This is a genomic window from Bacillus cereus group sp. N31 (genome assembly GCF_016483245.1).
In the GTDB taxonomy this organism is placed as follows: domain Bacteria; phylum Bacillota; class Bacilli; order Bacillales; family Bacillaceae_G; genus Bacillus_A; species Bacillus_A toyonensis.
In genome coordinates this window covers 411,828-428,657 of sequence record NZ_JAEHCH010000002.1, presented here as the reverse complement: position 1 = coordinate 428,657, position 16,830 = coordinate 411,828, and the positions used below count along the sequence as shown (strand labels likewise).

Genomic DNA, 16,830 nt, shown 5'->3' with positions numbered 1-16,830 from the left:
ATAGCGAGTACAAGTGAGAATCCTAACCTCGCAAGGGAACCTCCTTTTTTGTTCTATGTATTCATGCATTTTTTATACATTCCTATCCTGTCGCTGTTTTGTTCCGGAATGCTGACGGTATAATATATATATAAAGACACCCTAAGGTACCTTCCTCCGACTTAAACCATCTTAATTTTAATAATATGTATTGAACTCACACCAAATATTATTGTATCAAGCTGGTGTATAGCGATTATTGGTAAACCGTTTTGAAAATTTGCGTTTTGTTGTTACTATCCCATGCCCATCAAGCTAATATTTTGAAGTATCCCCAAAACGAAAATTTTCTTCGTTTTGGGGAACTACCAATTTCTTAAGTTGATGGGCATGTATGGTGACCCCTATTAGAGAAATTTACTAGGTTATGGCTTTGACTCGGTTTTTCTAAAGAATACATCAGGATTATTCTGTCCGTTCAAAATATTTCGATTGTCACCCCAAGCATGGAGCAATGAATGACCTGGACCCGTAATAACTTGATTGTATTCACCCATATAACAAGAAAACACTCTTGGATCAAAATTCACGAAAACCCCACCGCTTGGTATATGATTATTAGGCACTTGAGAAAATTTGGTGCTGACCATATTTTCTTTCCCTACTTTACCAACGCCCTTATGAAGAGAGAATGTTTTCATAAACACACCAAATGTTCCATTACCTATGCCGCCAACATTATTAGGATCATTAAAGCGGTTATATTGAATATGAGCTCCTTTTTTATTGACAGCTACTGATGGAAAGAATGCATGTGGTAAATTATTGGAGATATTCACTTGAGTCCAGTTATTTCCTCCGTTTTGACTATAGGCTAAAAAGACATCGATAAAGATTGTACCTCCAATATTTCTACGTTGATTCCATACTACATAAATCGTACCATCTGGTCCTATACCTGCTTGAGGGATCTCAAACATCCTAATCACCCGTTGCTGCTCTGTTAATATAACAGGACGGAGTTCATTGGCTGGTCCGCATGGTACAACATCCGTAGCCGCTGCTGCAAATAGGCCAGCAGAGACTTGTACATTTATTGGGAAGGTATTTCCTCCATCGATTGACTTAGCCATACGAATGGAACGGTTCGCAGTATTTAGCTGAGCAAATGTGCCTGGCAAACGACTTTCATAAAAAACATATATATTCCCCGCTTTATCCACTACCGGAAAGGCTCCAAACACTGCATTAGCCCCAGCGACAATCGTTTGACTTGGAATAATAGGAGTTAATGTTACACCTGTTCCAAATTTTGAAAAACGAATTTTTGTACCTACATTAGGAGGGCCAAAGTCAGTCCATACAACATATAAAGCCTCATTTCCTGGATTATCAGCATCAGGACCTACTGTAATCCACGCTTTATCTTGATTTCCTGGATCACTAGCAGCTGGAGTCTGCCCTCGCCCAACAACTTGAGGAAGGTTCATAGTTATTGTTTTGTTTGGACTGATCGTTCCGGTTGAAACAGTGATTACACCTTCTTGCCTGCCTCCAATCAATTCATCCCCAATTTGTGAATAATAAAATACTCCATTTCTATCAACTGCTAAAGATGGATCACCAAAATTTTGACCTCCAGGATTGGCTGGTATTGACCCACCATCGGTCCAATTTTTACCTAAATCTTTTGAAAAGGAAAACCCTGAATAACTTGATGCCCCAGCTACCCCTGTGGCATTATTAGTATCATTAAATCCATACAAAATAAAATCTTTAAAACGCGCAAGGCTTGTCTCGCTTTGAGTTATATTTGGAAAACTAGCGATATCAACAGCAGGGTTATTCACTTGAACTTCTTTATCATTTGGTTTTGGTTTTGGCGGCATTTGATCACCCTTTCTATTATTTTTTTCAATATATAATATGAAAAAAACGAAAGAGTGCTTAGACTATTTAATAGATTTAAGTTTTTTTTGGAAGAGTCATTTAATCAATTAATTAGTCTTTAAACAAACCGAAAAAACCTTGCTGCTTTTGTTTCTGTACATCTCTAATGTTTTCAAGCAGGAGTGTTGGTCATATAAACATTGATACCACTAAGTCGTTTACTACGAGGAGAATATTTCATTCCTTTCTTTTTTTCTCGTACAACGTAATTAATGCTGTCAACATACCAAAAAGAGTCCTGATTGATAAGGACTCTTTTTTGAACTTTTACAAAAGTAAACTTTTAAACACCTAATTAAAATTCTATTATCTATTTTACCACTTGGACAGATACTGGCTTCCAACCCTGATTCTCTACCCAATCAATATCAACCTTATATTTTTTATTACTTTGTTTATCTCGTATATTACCGTAAGCTTTATTATTACCATTATTCCCAATAAACTCGAAAATCAATTGGCCCTCTGGAACATCAACAGCATAAGAAATTGCTTCTTTCATCTCACTCCAATCTACTGTTCCTTCTTTAAATTTCATTTCAGGTTTTGCTCCTTGCTTTGTACCAATTGGCTTCCAAGAAGGATTAGTTTGAGAACCCTTTTCTTGAGATACCGATTTTTCTGCTTTTTGTTTCTCTTCTAACAGTGCTGCTTCTTTCTCTTCATTTTTCTTCTCTTCTAACAGTGCTACTTCTCTCTCTTCACGTTTCTTCTCTTCTAACAGTGCTGCTTCTCTCTCCTCACGTTCCTTCTCTTCTAACTGCGCTGCTTCTTTCTCTTTACCTTTCTTCTCTTCTAACTGCGCTGCTTCTTTCTCTTTACCTTTCTTCTCTTCTATCTTTGTTTCTTTCTTTTCTTGAGCAATTGCTTTCTTTGATGTATCAGAAGGGGAAAACAACTGGTATGTCACTATACCAACTGTCACTAATACCAAAGTAAATGCAATATTAAAAATCACCTTTTTACGACGATTTTGTTGTTTTTCTTGAAACCTGCTTACTTGTCCCATTTTTTAAACCTCCGAGTTTATTTTCTCTTCTAATCTTTATGCGTTTCCTTATAATTCTTAATATTTTTATTAAACGATGGAAATGAATTACAATTCCCATACAAGATTTCATATCATAATAAAATTTGTGTTTTTTCAAGCATCTGACATATGTTATTCAAAAATATTTTAATACATTAAAAATTGATAAGCATCTGTTCGTAAGAAACCTTCAATTTTATTCAAAGGTGATTCCAATTACGTCCACATTAGATCTCCTGTAGAAATCTTTTTCACAATTAAGCCCCTTCTTCCCTTATTTATAATTTTCAAATTAAACTGCCCTCTATGGTACAATAAAGATGTGTTGTTTTCTACTGGGGTATGTCGTAAAATCAAAAGGGATTTTATCTCTTTTACCTTTTTTTCAGAGTAACTTTCACCACTAGGAAACTCTATTATTCCTAATGTAATCTTTAATTCGCTTTCATTAAAAATCCAATCCTTATTAAGTTCCCTTATCTTTTGTATAAAGCTTCTTTTGGTTTTTCCTATATAGATCAATGTTTCATTCTTAGCATATACTCTAGAGATTGCAAATATTCCCTTCTTAAAAGCTTCTTCTCTATTATAAAAATCATTTAAACTATACAATCCATACCACTTAATATGTACTGTTTCTATTAACCTCACCTCATTTTTAGATAATATTATAATTTCTGAATGTTCAAATTATTATGGATACATAGCCTTGATTACTTGAATTATAAATAGTGCTTTTCAATAATACATTTTATTATTACTAATTTCAATAATGAATATGTGTATATCATCATGAATTTCCTATCATTTGTTTCGTCAAGTAGGGGTAGCGTCAGGAAAATGCGCATTTACAACGTTAAGGAAATCCCCATATTAAAAAGCCCCATTTATCAACATTTATATTGAGGAATTAGGTTCTTTTCGTTATTCCGTTAAAGCGCTCCTTTAATTGAATAACCAAAATCTCTCCTCACTCATAATATCACTTAATTCTTATTAAACTAACGCACCTCGTTAGTTTAAGTGTAATTCTTCACAAATTTTTAGCAGGTTTAGTTAAAAATCTTTTTTATATAAACAAAAGAACTGAGCGAAAAATAACGCTCAGTTCTTTTACAAACATCCCATTTCATAAATGTGCGATCATATTATTTTCGTACAGCTTCAAATGTAATGAGTTGGCTATCTGTTGATGGTTGCTTTTTGAAAGTATAATCGGCAGAACAAGTAATATCAGTTTTATATGCATCATTGAATTAGTAGCTTTACATAGAGATTTTTTAGATTCCACTGATGATCCTTGCAGTTATCACACTAAAACAGCTTCTTTAGTATATTCTATAAAATTTTAAATACAACAATTCCTTATGAAGCATCATCTACTAAGATAACCATCATTTTTTGAGAATTATATTGAACTTACCTTTTTAAATTGTGCAGATAATTTGCAGATATATATTAGCATAAGTACTCTCCATTCGAACATATGATGAAGTGAATGATAGGACAGGGAGGTATCATGATGTTTGCTTATACGTTAACTGCCTTAACACTTTGTTGTATCTCAATTATTATTACATCATATATTTCTAAACGTAAGGGTACCCTAATGGAGTATATGGTATTTATTATGTCTTTTAGTATGAGTATCGGTTTAAGTATAGGTTTTTATTTAGGTATTCTCTTTAAAGGGGAATTACTATATTCTACTTTGCTTGCTATTTTGATTAGTGGTTGTATCGGTCTTTTAGTCGGTCTACGTTTTCACCTATATACTGCCTTAGAAGGAATGTTCTCTGGATTAATGGCAAGTATGATGGGAGCAATGATTACAGAAATGCTAAATGCGCAACAAGCTCATAGTATACTATTCATTAGCCTTTTACTTTCTATAACGATAACTATGTCATGTATAATTCAGCTTTTATCAGAAACCTTTACTACTTATATCCATCGTCGGTTTCTATTATTACTCTCTATTGGCGTAGTAATTATCCTGACTGTATTCATAACGTTCCCAGAGCATGTCCCGCCAACCTCTTCCACAGAAGAACAACATAAACATTAGCAGCTATAATCGATTCCCTCTAACATTTCATTATATTAGGGGGAATCGATTTCATTAATTTTATTTCTTAACAGATGAAGATTAAAAACACTTTGAATCGCTAGCCCAAAATTTCTATATCTATATAATTGATAACACATTAATTTCATAGATATTCAATTCTCTTTGCTTGAGAAGGTATACCATTCCATCTTGAAATAATAAATTTTCACTTAACCAATATATGTTTTTGGATCCATAGCATTGCTCTTCTGTGCATTCCATTCACCTTTATGGATTTCAAAATGTAAGTGCTGTCCTTCAGATTGTCCTGTATTCCCCATTATGCCAAGTTGTTGTCCTCGCTTCACTTTTTGACCAGCAGAAACAGAACGACTCTTTAAATGAGCATATACAGTCGTATATGTTTGTCCGTTAATATTGTGAGAAATAAACACAACATTACCATAGCTTGTAGAATAATAAGAGCGAGTGACTACACCTTCTGCGGCGGCAACAACCGGCACTATTCCTGAAGCAGCAATATCTAATCCGTGATGCATTTGCCTACCACGTTTCTCAAATCCAGAAGTATATCTTCCTACAGCTGGTTGAATAAATTCATTTGTTGTATTTATTCGCTGCTCCTCTGCATCAGTCTCACTTGTTTTTGATAGGAATTTACTTGATACATAACCGTTTTTACCGTTGTAATTAATTTTTTTCCATCCATTTTGTTCAAATAGAACTTGTACTTTTATTCCTTTTGATAAAGCACCGATTACACCATGATTTGTACCAGCACCGCTTCTTACATTTAACACGCTTACGTTAACATAGTAGTCATCAACTGTTGCTCCAGTAGATGGATTACTTGTTTCAGGTTTTGGTGGTGTACCTCTTTTAACAAATTTTACATATTCACTGCTTACATAACCAGTTCTTCCATTATGATTAATTTTCAACCAGCCATTTTCAACGCCAGTTACTTGCAATGTTCGTCCGTTTAATACACCACCAATTACACTATGGTAAGTAGCAGGACCTGTACGCACACGTAAAGATGTAGCGTCTACAATGTATATACCGTCAGCTTGAACCGTAACATTATTTTGTTGTTCATTTGCATTAGAGCCACTCTTTGAAATGTAATCTTTACTAATATAGGCGTCTTGTCCTTTATAGTTAATTTTGAACCAATTTTGTACTTCACCAGTCACTGGAACTACTTGTCCTTTATACATAGAGCCTAAAATCGTATGGGAAGTACTTGGACCTGTACGAACGCGGAGGGAGGATACGTTAACTTTGTAATCCCCACTCGCTACTTGAAATTTCCCATTGTTATTGTCGCTTCCATTTGAGCCACTGTCTTTCACAAATTGACTGCTTACATAACCCACTTTTCCATTATGGTTAATTTTCAACCAGCCGTTATCTTCTCCAATAACTTGTAAAACTTTCCCTTCATACACGCGCCCCATTATTGCACTAGATGTATTTGGCTGTGTGCGAACACGTAATACATTAGCAGTTACAATTTTACTACGACTCTTACCTATATTCGTCTTTGCTAGTACGCCATTTTTCGAAATAAATTCACTACTCACGTAGCCAATTTTTCCGTTATGATTGACTTTCAACCAACTGTTTTCTTCTCCAATAACTTGTAAAACTTCCCCTTCATACACGCGTCCCATAATTGCACTAGACGTATTTGGCTGTGTGCGGACACGTAGAACATTCGTATTTACTGTTACTTGATTTTCATATTTTACTACATCAGTAGTTTGCTCATGCTTCGTGTCTTTTTGTATAACAGTATTTTTCGCTTGAGCAGTACTAATAAATACACTTCCTGTAACAGAAGCTACTGCTACACTAGCTAAAATTTTTTTCATAAGTATAAAACACCTTCCTACAAACATATTCAAGTATCATTATGTTTTTATGTTAACTTCCATTTCTTTTCATTCTAACTATTCAGGAAAAGTATCCTTTTATTATCCACCATCTATACCTAGTAATAAAAGAAACTTAAATCCATTACACTTTGAAAATTCTCTCATTGCTTCAATCTAACACTACATAATGTAGTTTTAATTTCCAAAAAAAATGGCTACAAATGATCACCTATAATTAATACTACAAAAATAAAAAAATCATAATTTAGGCCTTCTTCATTTAACTTATACTTTTGCTTAAATATACCTGCTCTCCTTTCACACTACGAATTGTAGTATAAAATAAAAGAAAGGTCAAATATAAGTATTTAGCCTTTTGTAACTACAATACATTACATTTATCCATTTCTAATCTAATCATAAATAATTATGTTTTTTAATCTCTAAATAACCAAAAAACATTTTCACCTTGTAAACTCTTCCTACAGGATAGCTCTCTCTTATTGTCTAAACTTTTATAAAAATAATATTCCAAATTCACAACATGACATATAAAAGCAGCAATCTACTAAGATAACTGCTTTACATTATGATAAACTACATGAATTTCACATTATTCCGGCTTATTAGGAATATTAGGGTTTGGAACATAATCAGATGTGTAATCTATATATTTTACTTCCGTTACCATCCCTGCTGAAGCATGGTGTAGATCGTGACAGTGGAACATCCACTCACCCGGATTGTCTGCTACAAGGGCTACTTCATATTCTTCTCCTGGTTTCAGATTTAATGTGTCTTTAACAATTGGAGAACCTTCAATCGGTTTTCCATCTTTACTTAATACTTGGAAGAAATGACCGTGCAAATGCATCGGGTGATCGTCTCTTTTAGAGCGATTTACTAATTTCACTTTTACTAAGTCACCCTTTTTCACTAGAATTGGATCAATATCTGGAAATACTTTTCCGTTAATTGTATAAACCATTTCATTTTCATTCATTTTCGTATTCAAGTCCATATTATATGTGGCAGTATACTGCTGCTCTAGTGTGAAACTACCTAATTTTTTCTCACCATATTTCGTCATATCTAATTTCGGTAGTTTTTCTTTTTCATTTGCTCTGTCTTTCATCTCTTTACTACCTTCATATTCCATAATTGTTTTCATTCCTTTTGCACCTTTATTTGCTGAATGGTCTTCAACATACCATTTCCCAGGATTGTTAGCAGTAAATTCAACATCATAGCGTTCACCCGGTGCGATTGAAATTACTTTATCCTTTATAACTTTTGGATCGTTTATTGGTTGACCATCTGTCGCAACTACTTTTATATCATGACCGTGAACGTGTATATCATGTGATAGATAACCAGCATTAACAAGTCGAAGACGAACTTTATCACCCTTTTTCACTTTTAACGGCTCTACTAAATCACCGCTTTTACCATTGATTGTGAATAAGTTATACATACCCATATCATGACCTTCCATCTTCATATTTCCATGGTCCATTCCTGCCATATTACCAGAGTCTTTTTTATCACTACCCATGTTCATACCTGAATAATCCATGCCTTTCATATCATCATTCTTTTTCGTATTTTCATTATCCTTAGATTTATTACCTTTTTGCGCTTTTGTCATTTCTTTTAACTGCTTATTAATTTCTTCTTTATCTGTTATCCATTCATCTAACATTAACGTGTAATCTTTATCATACTTTTCATTTGTATCCTCTACAATAAGGGCACCATATAAGCCTCTATCTAGTTGATTTACAGAATCTTGATGTGAATGATACCAATACGTTCCTGGTACGTTCGCTTCAAATTCATAGGTGAAACTTTTTCCTGATTCAACCGCATCTTGTGTCACGCCTGGAATTCCATCCATGTTATTTGGGACAGGATACCCATGCCAATGAATAGATACTGGTGCAGGTAATTCATTTTTTAATGTCACTTTAACCTTTTCACCTTTTTTCACCCTAATTTCCGGACCCGGGGATGAACCATTAAATGTCCAGACTGGAACAATAACACCGCTACTTAGCTTTTGTTTTTCTTCTTTCGCTACTAAAGTAACTTCTGGCCCTTTTACAACTTTCAATGGCTTTGTAGCCGTTTCAGTCTGTGTTGTTTTTTTATCATTCATATTTTTATGATCATTTGTTGTATTTGTGGTCGCAGAACATGCAGCAATTAAAGATATTACGGAGACTGTAACTGCTGTTAATACAAATCTCTTCATAGAAAATCCCTCCTTTTTCTTTTTCAAGATTATTATAGAAGATAATTTTAAAGAAAATATGGAGATATAAAATGAGCAAAATAAAAAGGCACCCAAAATTGAGCGCCTCTTCTAACTATTATTTTGTAACAACTTCATCTTCTTTTACATTTACATTATTGTTACTCATAAACCCTTCAATCTCTTCAACTGTTCTAATGATATCTTTTGACAAATTTTCATAGCCATCTTTTGTTACAAGGATATCATCTTCAATACGAATACCAATTGATTCTTCTTCAATATATAGACCTGGTTCAATCGTAATAACCATACCTTCTTCTAATACTCTTTCTTTGTATGTTCCAACATCGTGAGTATCTAAACCAAGAAAGTGACTGACACCATGATAATAATATTTAGATAGTTCCTCATCTTCTTGAATTAAACCAATAGCTTTACACTCTTCTGCTAGTACCTTTTTTGTATGCTCATTTAATGCAGCAAAATTTAAGCCTGGCTTAATAATCTCTGTTGTTTCTTTCAATGCTTTTAATACAATATTATAGATTTGTTTTTGGCGACTAGAGAATGTTCCATTTGCCGGGAAAGTATAACTAATATCAGCGTTATAATAGTCTTTTTGAGCGCCTAAATCTAGCAGTACTAAATCACCATTTTGAATTTGTGCATCATTATCTTCATAATGAAGAACTGTTGCATTTTTCCCACTTGCCAAAATTGTATTGAACGCATGATGCTTAATCCCAGATGACTTCAGTGTGAAATCAAACTGAGCTTCTAATTCATATTCCATCATGTCTGCTTTTGCATGCTTTAACACATTGTAAATACCGTCTTTCGTTACAGCAATTGCTTCTTTAATGATTTCAATTTCTTCCTCTGTTTTAAACACTCGTAATTCACAAATTTCCGGGTATACATTACCAATTGTTATGTGTGGGTACTGTTCTCTTACATGTTTAGCAAACGCTAACGTTTTCGTCTCAGTACCCTTCCACTCACGACGCTCTAAATCTAAATACACATGTTGCGCATTTTCTGCGAAAAGTGTATGTGCCATTGTCTTCTCAAAGCTTTCTATATATACAACTTTTTGTATGCCTGAAATTCGTTCTGCATCTTCTTTAGAAACTGTTTTACCGACCCATTTTTCCATTACTGGATCTGATTTTTCAATGAAAAGAGTTTCTTCCACACTATTTCCAAACTTTTTCAACATGAAAATAACATTGGGCTCATCGATTCCCGTTAAATAGTAAAAATTTCGATTCGGCACAAATTTATAATGGGCATCTGCTGACATATGAGGTGCGTGTCCAGCAAATAAAATCGTAATCGATTCATCATGTAATGTTTTCGCTAATCGTTCTCTATTTTGAGCAAAAAATGTTGATTTCATAATAATCCCCCTAGCGTTCTATGTATAATTTTGAAACTGATTATCCAATATAATTCATTCTATTATTGTTATAATTTTTCGTCAATTAATAATGTTTATATAGAAGATAAACTTTCATTACTAGGCATCTAATCACTCCACAATTTCTTGACATTTATTCCATATACTTAACATCTCATATATATAAGAAAGGAGCCTACAAACGTGAAACATTACGTAGGACTAGCCATTACTTCATTATTTATCATTACAGGATGCTCTAATAACGTAGAAACACCACCAGTAAAAAAAGAAACCGTTCAATCTCAGCCCCAAAATAAAGATAACGCAAATACGATTCCGCAAAACTTCTATAAAGAAATTACATCTGGAAAAATAGCGCACATTCACGGAATTGGCTATGCAGGAAATATGCCTGGTATTTCTATCGCAACTCATAGTGGTATAAAAGTTTATCAAAATGGAAAATGGTTTGAAACTGCTACACAGTTACACGATTATATGGGCTTTCAGGCAACTAAAAATGGATTTTTTGCTAGTGGGCATCCGGAACCAGGTGCAAATTTAAAAAATCCTTTAGGATTAATGAAAAGTTCTGATGGCGGCAATAACCTGGAAAAGCTAGCATTCTATGGAGAATCCGATTTTCATAACCTTGCTGTCGGATATAATTCGGAAGCAATTTATTTATACAATGAACGTCCTAATTCTAAATTACAACAAGGTTTTTATGTCAGTACGGACAACGGACAAGAATGGAAAAATAGTAAGTTAAAGGGGCTTTCAAGTACAATCCATGCATTTTCAGTACATCCGGATCAAGCGAGTGTAGTCGCAGTAAGTGCTAAAGATGGTGTTTATTTATCTACAGATTACGGGAATACATTTGAACTATTCTCTAAATCACTTGAATCAACCGCAGTTACATTAAATAATGAAGATGCTATTTATGCCTCTATCAATAAGAAAGGTGAACAAATGATTACGAAAAAATCAATTGCTACAAATGAAGAGGTAAACATACAAGTTCCATCATTAGATGCTAAAGATAGCATGATGTATATTGCACAAAACCCTCAAAATTCATCTGAGATAGTTCTTGCTACAATGCAAGCAAATGTATTCCTTTCCACAGATGACGGTAAAACGTGGAAGCAGATTACTAAAAATGGCATATTACAATTTAATTAGAAAGGTGAATATAACGTGTTTTCAACAATTAGCGAGTGGAGTTATCAACTCATGTCTCCTTTAATGGATGTCGCGAATGCTACGAAATCAATCCCTCTTTTATTTGCGTTTTTATTAGGCATAGTGGGTACTCTTGCTCCATGCCAATTAACAGGAAACATTAGCACCATTACAATCTATGGCAATCAATCTTTACAAAAGGGAAATATCTGGAAACATATATTGTTATTCATTTTAGGAAAAATAATAGCTTTTACGACACTTGGACTATTAGTATGGTTCTTAGGAAAAGAGATTCAGCAAATATTAACTTTGTATTTCCCATGGTTACGTAAACTGATCGGACCTTTATTAATAATAATGGGGGTAATATTATCAGGTATTATAAAAGGTAGAAACTTCTTCTCTACCATCTTCCCTATCACATCTATACGAAAACAAAATGAAGTCAGCTCATTTTTTCTTGGGTTCTTCTTTTCGTTAGCTTTCTGCCCCACTATGTTTGTTCTATTTTTCGGAACATTAATACCACTCTCTTTAACATCTAATTACGGGTATTTATTTCCTACCTTTTTCTCTATAGGAACTGTTCTACCTGTCGTTGTATTACTGTCCATTATCTCCTACCTAGGCTTAAATGGAACACTACTTAAAAAGAGCCGAAAAATAGGGAAAAATATTCAGCGTATAGCTGGTGTACTTCTCGTTTTAATCGGACTTTATGATACCGCCCTATATTGGTAATACATACAAAAGGTAAGCTTCAGTGAAATGAGCTTACCTTTTGTATCATTTTATTCATTTTTCTTTTGTTGTAATTGTGTTAACAAATTCGTAACAAACGCGAGAAACAATGGATCTTTCTCTTTTTTAGGCGACCACTGCATAATGAGTTGCCTCGGGATTTCAATGTCTATCGGTTGCATGATAAAGTCATGAATAATTTGTTTATGAAGTCCTGATAACGGAACGATCGTTATACCGTTAACTTGTAAAGTAAGTGCTAATGCCGAGCTAATTGACTCTGACTCCATCACTTTATTCACTGTTATTTCGTTTTTCATTAAGTATGGTTCAAGTACTTCTTTACAACCAGAAAGTGGCATAATAAAAGGATAATTTTTCAACTCTTTACTAGTAAGATTAGGTGGAATATTCTTTGAAGAAACGATAACATAAGGATCTTCACCAATAACTTCATAGTGAAATCCTGGTATTAGATTTTCTTTTATAGAAATAGAAAAATCAGCACTTCCAGCAGACAGCCAATTTAAAACTTCTTGATAGCTTCCCTCTCTAACTGCAAGCACGTACTGACTTTGATCAATATTACCTAATTGGATACACTCTGCCAAACAATATACAGTAACGGAAGGATACGTAGCTAATACAATCTTATACAAACTTTTATTCTTCAAGTGTAAAGCTGTTTCTTCAAGATTTTCATACTCCATTAGAAGTCGTTCTACACAAACTAAAAATTCTTTTCCATTTTCAGTTAACATCGTTCCTTGTCTAGAGCGCTCAAATAAAGTTAAAGCATATCGTTTCTCTAGTTTGTTTATAATATGCGTTATTGCTGGCTGTGTCATATGTAATTCCTTAGCTGCTAAACTAATGCTGTTCAACCGAGCCACATATTTAAAAACTTTAAAATCAAAGACGTTCATTCTGTTCTCCTTATATAAAAGATATTTATATCATCTATAAATAACCTTCATTATATTTATCAAACTACTTCCTATACACTAAGTATACACTATCAATTTTACAAAAAAATAAAGCATATAAACATTAGAGGAGTGTTGATTAAATGAGTACTTACGTTTTAGTACATGGAGCATGGCAAGGTGAATGGACATGGGAATTAGTAAAACCTCAACTAGAGGCTTTAGGTCACACTGTTATTACACTAGACTTACCTGGAAGCGGGAAAGATACAACTCCTTCACAAAATATAACGTTAGATTCCTATGTTGATGCAGTAACAGCTACTATAAATCAACAAACTGAAAAAGTTATTGTTGTTGGACATAGTATGGGTGGAATTGTGATCACTCAAACCGCTGAACTTATACCGAATAAAATCGATAAATTAGTATATCTTTGTGCATTCTTACCACAAAACGGAGAAAGCCTTGGCAGTAAATTAGATGGTGAAGCTGGTCCACAATTTTCAATAAATGAGAACGACATGACAGCTGAACTTATACCTAATCTAATTGAAAAAACATTTTTAAATGCTACCGAAAATGAAGAGATTAAAGAAGCATCTTCCAAAAAAATGCGTCCTCAGCCACTAGGACCATTTCAACAACAGCTAAAAATTTCTGAAGAAAACTTCGGAACTGTAGATCGCATTTATATTGAAACAACTCTAGATAGAGCGATTCCAATTGATTTTCAGCGCCGAATGAATACAGAAACTCCATGCTCGAAGATTATTACTTTAGAAGCTGATCATTCTCCCTTCTTTTCAAAAGCAACAGAACTTGTGAATTGTTTACGTGCGTTAAGCTAAATTTCATTTAATGAAAATAGACACCCGCGGGTGTCTATTTATTATGCTAACTAAGGATTGTATGTTCTTCTCTACATTTGCATTCCCTTTTGCTTCATTTCCCACTTTTTATACAGTAATACTGCACCAAATAAGAATACCCCCGCAACAAATGAACCTACTGGTAACATCTTTATCATTTCATCTGGAAATACGAGCGGCAGTAATGGAAATGCATATGCTGCTGGAATACGTACACCAACTATTTTTAATAAAATAAGCATTAAAATCATATTTAATAAAGTGACTATAATCCATGAGTCGATTGCAAAGTACAATAAAGTTCCAACAGTTGCAGATGTAGTTAATACTACTATTTGTTTACATACCATTTTTTCATTGTACATCGGTTTTTGAAGTGATTCATACACAACAACTAATATTGGCGGAATAACCGCTAATTGTTCATGACCAGTGATCCAGCATATACTTATCCAAATGAAATTTAGTATTAGAAATACAGCCATATATTTATATTGGATGTTAACTTTTCTCTCAATACCGCTATTCAATTTAAAAACAAGGACACCAAGCATTAAAATAAATGTTAAAACGAAGACTGAGATAACAAATGACCATTCAGTCGCATTTGTCACTAAAGGTAATAAACCTGTCGCAATAGATGGTGCTAAATTTGATTGTATAATACGTAAAAACAGCATCATGAATATAAGTGTTACGCTTACTTTTGCTATATAAGCTAAATCCATTTGATTCACGATAAAACCAATACCAGCTGTTATTGACGGTGCAATAAAGATTTTTTCTGGCTGCCTTAACCAACCTGGCTCACGATACGCCCATAAAGCAATTGCCATCGCTGCTATTTCTGGCAAAATGACTTCCGGATCATTTAATAACACACCCGCTGTAACCATAGCTAAAATAAAGAAAATAGCAATCGTATATGAGATGATTGTTTCTTTTTTTGAAATTACTGCATTCATTATTACATACTCCCTTTACTTACTACTCTCACAATGTAAAACAAAATTTAATATACCCTACTAAGGTATTGTATATTAATATCTTTTCCATTTCAAGTATTCGTAATTTTTTCATTTTTCATCACCCATTACACTTACAAAAAAAGGATTTTTATAGGCGTTGACACTCATTGAAAGATAGGTTACAATAACTATATATTAGTAAGTAACTAATGTAATTAAATCTAACTTGAGGTGAAAACAAATGAAAAACATTTTATTCCGTATTAACGAATTATCAAAAAAAGAAAAAACATCTGGATTAACAGTTGATGAAAAACAAGAACAACAAATGTTACGTCAAAACTATACAAAAACATTTCGTGGAAGTTTAGATTCCATTTTATTAAACACAAAAATTGTCGATTCAAATGGTTTTAATGTTACACCAGTTGCATTACAAGATGCTCAAATTCGTTTGAAATTAAGCAAATGAAATTAAAGCTAAAGAAACAATTGTATAAAACATAAAAGAGCTGGACTTTTCATAATGAAATTCCAGCTCTTTTTCTACTTAATATTGTTGTTTTTGCAATGTAACATACGAGCGATACATCGCAATTCTCCACGACACAATCATCGCAAATGCGAGTAAGAAAAACATCCCGCTTAATTGCGCCAAATCAAGTGTTTGGCTTAAATATGATTTTAATGCGACTCGTACAGCTAATAAACCAATTAAAATAAATATAAATGCTTTTGACGGTTTCATATATATATGTTCGCCTCTTACTTCGAACTTAGTTGTTTTAATAAGAAATATAGAGAAAATAAGTCCTGCGATAATTGCCTCTACTATTTCTAACGATGTTAATCGGAATTCCGGTAAGAAGAACATCATGGCGCCAGTACTCATAAAAATTGGAGGCAAAATAATTTTCTTTTTCGTAACCGGCTTTTTCGCTGACTTAAAGCGAAGAAACATAACACCAACGGCCATACAAACTGCTACGATACTTGATAAAAGTGCTACACTCATACTCTCCACTCCTATCTATTTAATAGACTTTTTGAGTAAAATCATAAACCAAACGAAACCGATACTTATAATAACATGACCTAATCCAGCCATATGGCTTAAACCGTTAAAGTCAGTTCCATTTACTTGTAGAAGACCTCTACATACCATTGTTACGATAGTAATAATTAATCCTGTATTATATACAACAAACCAGGCATGAAAACTTTTTGTTTCTTGTATTTGAAATACTTTAACTAAAGCAACAGCGACTAAAAAGAATATGAATCCAAGCACTAGTACGTGTGTATGTACTAATTGCAACATAGTGGAACCTTTAATTCCTTGTGCTTTCGTATACTCTCGCGCAAATACTCCTGATAATAAACCAATAATTAAGTAAATGAATGCTGCATTATATAATTTCTTCATTCTATTCCTCCTGCTGTAAACTTTCCATATTCGCTGCAATCATTTTACGCAAAGTTTATGAACGGAATATGAACAAAATATTACATTCTATTTTTAAAGAACAAAAAAGCCATTCCACAATTCTTAATTGCGGAATG

14 protein-coding genes and 1 pseudogene are annotated in these 16,830 nt (G+C 33.5%); 5 read left to right on the top strand and 10 right to left on the bottom strand.

All coding sequences use genetic code 11. The features are described 5' to 3' along the window. Positions 1–404: 404 nt before the first annotated feature. The 3 genes from JDS81_RS06450 to JDS81_RS06440 all read right to left on the bottom strand — a co-directional run bounded on the left by JDS81_RS06450 (position 405) and on the right by JDS81_RS06440 (position 3,610). Complete coding sequence (locus JDS81_RS06450) at positions 405–1,868, bottom strand: hypothetical protein (RefSeq protein ID WP_097954186.1); 1,464 nt, start codon at positions 1,866–1,868, stop codon at positions 405–407. A 371-nt stretch (positions 1,869–2,239) separates the two neighbouring features. Beyond that, a complete protein-coding gene (locus tag JDS81_RS06445; RefSeq protein ID WP_097954185.1) occupies positions 2,240–2,938 on the bottom strand; it encodes a YrrS family protein in 699 nt (232 codons plus the stop codon). 237 nt (positions 2,939–3,175) lie between these two features. Then, positions 3,176–3,610 carry a hypothetical protein gene (locus tag JDS81_RS06440; RefSeq protein WP_033662984.1) on the bottom strand — a complete coding sequence of 145 codons (435 nt, stop codon included), beginning with the start codon at positions 3,608–3,610 and terminating at the stop codon, positions 3,176–3,178. An 871-nt stretch (positions 3,611–4,481) separates the two neighbouring features. On the opposite strand from JDS81_RS06440, the gene JDS81_RS06435 reads away from it, so the two are divergent. Beyond that, entirely contained in the window at positions 4,482–5,027 is a 546-nt protein-coding gene (locus JDS81_RS06435) for a hypothetical protein (RefSeq protein ID WP_000458513.1), read from the top strand. 212 nt (positions 5,028–5,239) lie between these two features. Here JDS81_RS06435 and JDS81_RS06430 read toward each other — a convergent pair whose 3' ends face one another. From JDS81_RS06430 to JDS81_RS06420, 3 genes are all read right to left on the bottom strand, one after another. Continuing rightward, a complete protein-coding gene (locus tag JDS81_RS06430) occupies positions 5,240–6,907 on the bottom strand; it encodes an SH3 domain-containing protein (protein ID WP_097954184.1) in 1,668 nt (555 codons plus the stop codon). 616 nt (positions 6,908–7,523) lie between these two features. Next, complete coding sequence (locus JDS81_RS06425; protein ID WP_097954183.1) at positions 7,524–9,164, bottom strand: multicopper oxidase family protein; 1,641 nt, start codon at positions 9,162–9,164, stop codon at positions 7,524–7,526. 118 nt (positions 9,165–9,282) lie between these two features. Beyond that, entirely contained in the window at positions 9,283–10,566 is a 1,284-nt protein-coding gene (locus JDS81_RS06420) for an aminopeptidase P family protein (RefSeq protein WP_097954182.1), read from the bottom strand. Between the two features lie 204 nt (positions 10,567–10,770). Here JDS81_RS06420 and JDS81_RS06415 point away from each other — a divergent pair, with 204 nt between their 5' ends. Both JDS81_RS06415 and JDS81_RS06410 read left to right on the top strand, forming a co-directional pair. Beyond that, positions 10,771–11,757, top strand: coding sequence for a F510_1955 family glycosylhydrolase (locus JDS81_RS06415; protein WP_097954181.1), 987 nt, complete (start codon positions 10,771–10,773; stop codon positions 11,755–11,757). 15 nt (positions 11,758–11,772) lie between these two features. Continuing rightward, a complete protein-coding gene (locus tag JDS81_RS06410; protein WP_252199169.1) occupies positions 11,773–12,501 on the top strand; it encodes an urease accessory protein UreH domain-containing protein in 729 nt (242 codons plus the stop codon). A gap of 50 nt (positions 12,502–12,551) precedes the next feature. Here the strand turns inward: JDS81_RS06410 and JDS81_RS06405 are convergent, their stop codons facing one another. After that, positions 12,552–13,427, bottom strand: coding sequence for a LysR family transcriptional regulator (locus tag JDS81_RS06405; RefSeq protein ID WP_097954180.1), 876 nt, complete (start codon positions 13,425–13,427; stop codon positions 12,552–12,554). Between the two features lie 143 nt (positions 13,428–13,570). On the opposite strand from JDS81_RS06405, the gene JDS81_RS06400 reads away from it, so the two are divergent. Beyond that, positions 13,571–14,278 (top strand): alpha/beta fold hydrolase, encoded by a 708-nt coding sequence (locus JDS81_RS06400; RefSeq protein ID WP_097954179.1) that lies wholly within the window; start codon positions 13,571–13,573, stop codon positions 14,276–14,278. A 71-nt stretch (positions 14,279–14,349) separates the two neighbouring features. On the opposite strand, the gene JDS81_RS06395 is transcribed toward JDS81_RS06400, so the two are convergent. After that, on the bottom strand, positions 14,350–15,264 hold the full coding sequence (locus JDS81_RS06395) for a hypothetical protein (RefSeq protein WP_097954178.1): 915 nt from the start codon (positions 15,262–15,264) through the stop codon (positions 14,350–14,352). A gap of 244 nt (positions 15,265–15,508) precedes the next feature. Here JDS81_RS06395 and JDS81_RS06390 point away from each other — a divergent pair, with 244 nt between their 5' ends. Continuing rightward, positions 15,509–15,739: a DUF896 domain-containing protein gene (locus JDS81_RS06390; RefSeq protein WP_000789785.1), complete on the top strand. Its 231-nt coding sequence runs from the start codon at positions 15,509–15,511 to the stop codon at positions 15,737–15,739. A 49-nt stretch (positions 15,740–15,788) separates the two neighbouring features. On the opposite strand, the pseudogene JDS81_RS06385 reads toward JDS81_RS06390, so the two are convergent. Both JDS81_RS06385 and JDS81_RS06380 read right to left on the bottom strand, forming a co-directional pair. Next, positions 15,789–16,282 (bottom strand): annotated as a pseudogene (locus JDS81_RS06385) (CcdC family protein). Between the two features lie 15 nt (positions 16,283–16,297). Further along, positions 16,298–16,693, bottom strand: a complete 396-nt coding sequence (locus JDS81_RS06380) for a DUF2871 domain-containing protein (RefSeq protein WP_000737869.1) — start codon at positions 16,691–16,693, stop codon at positions 16,298–16,300. Between the last annotated feature and the right edge of the window lie 137 nt (positions 16,694–16,830).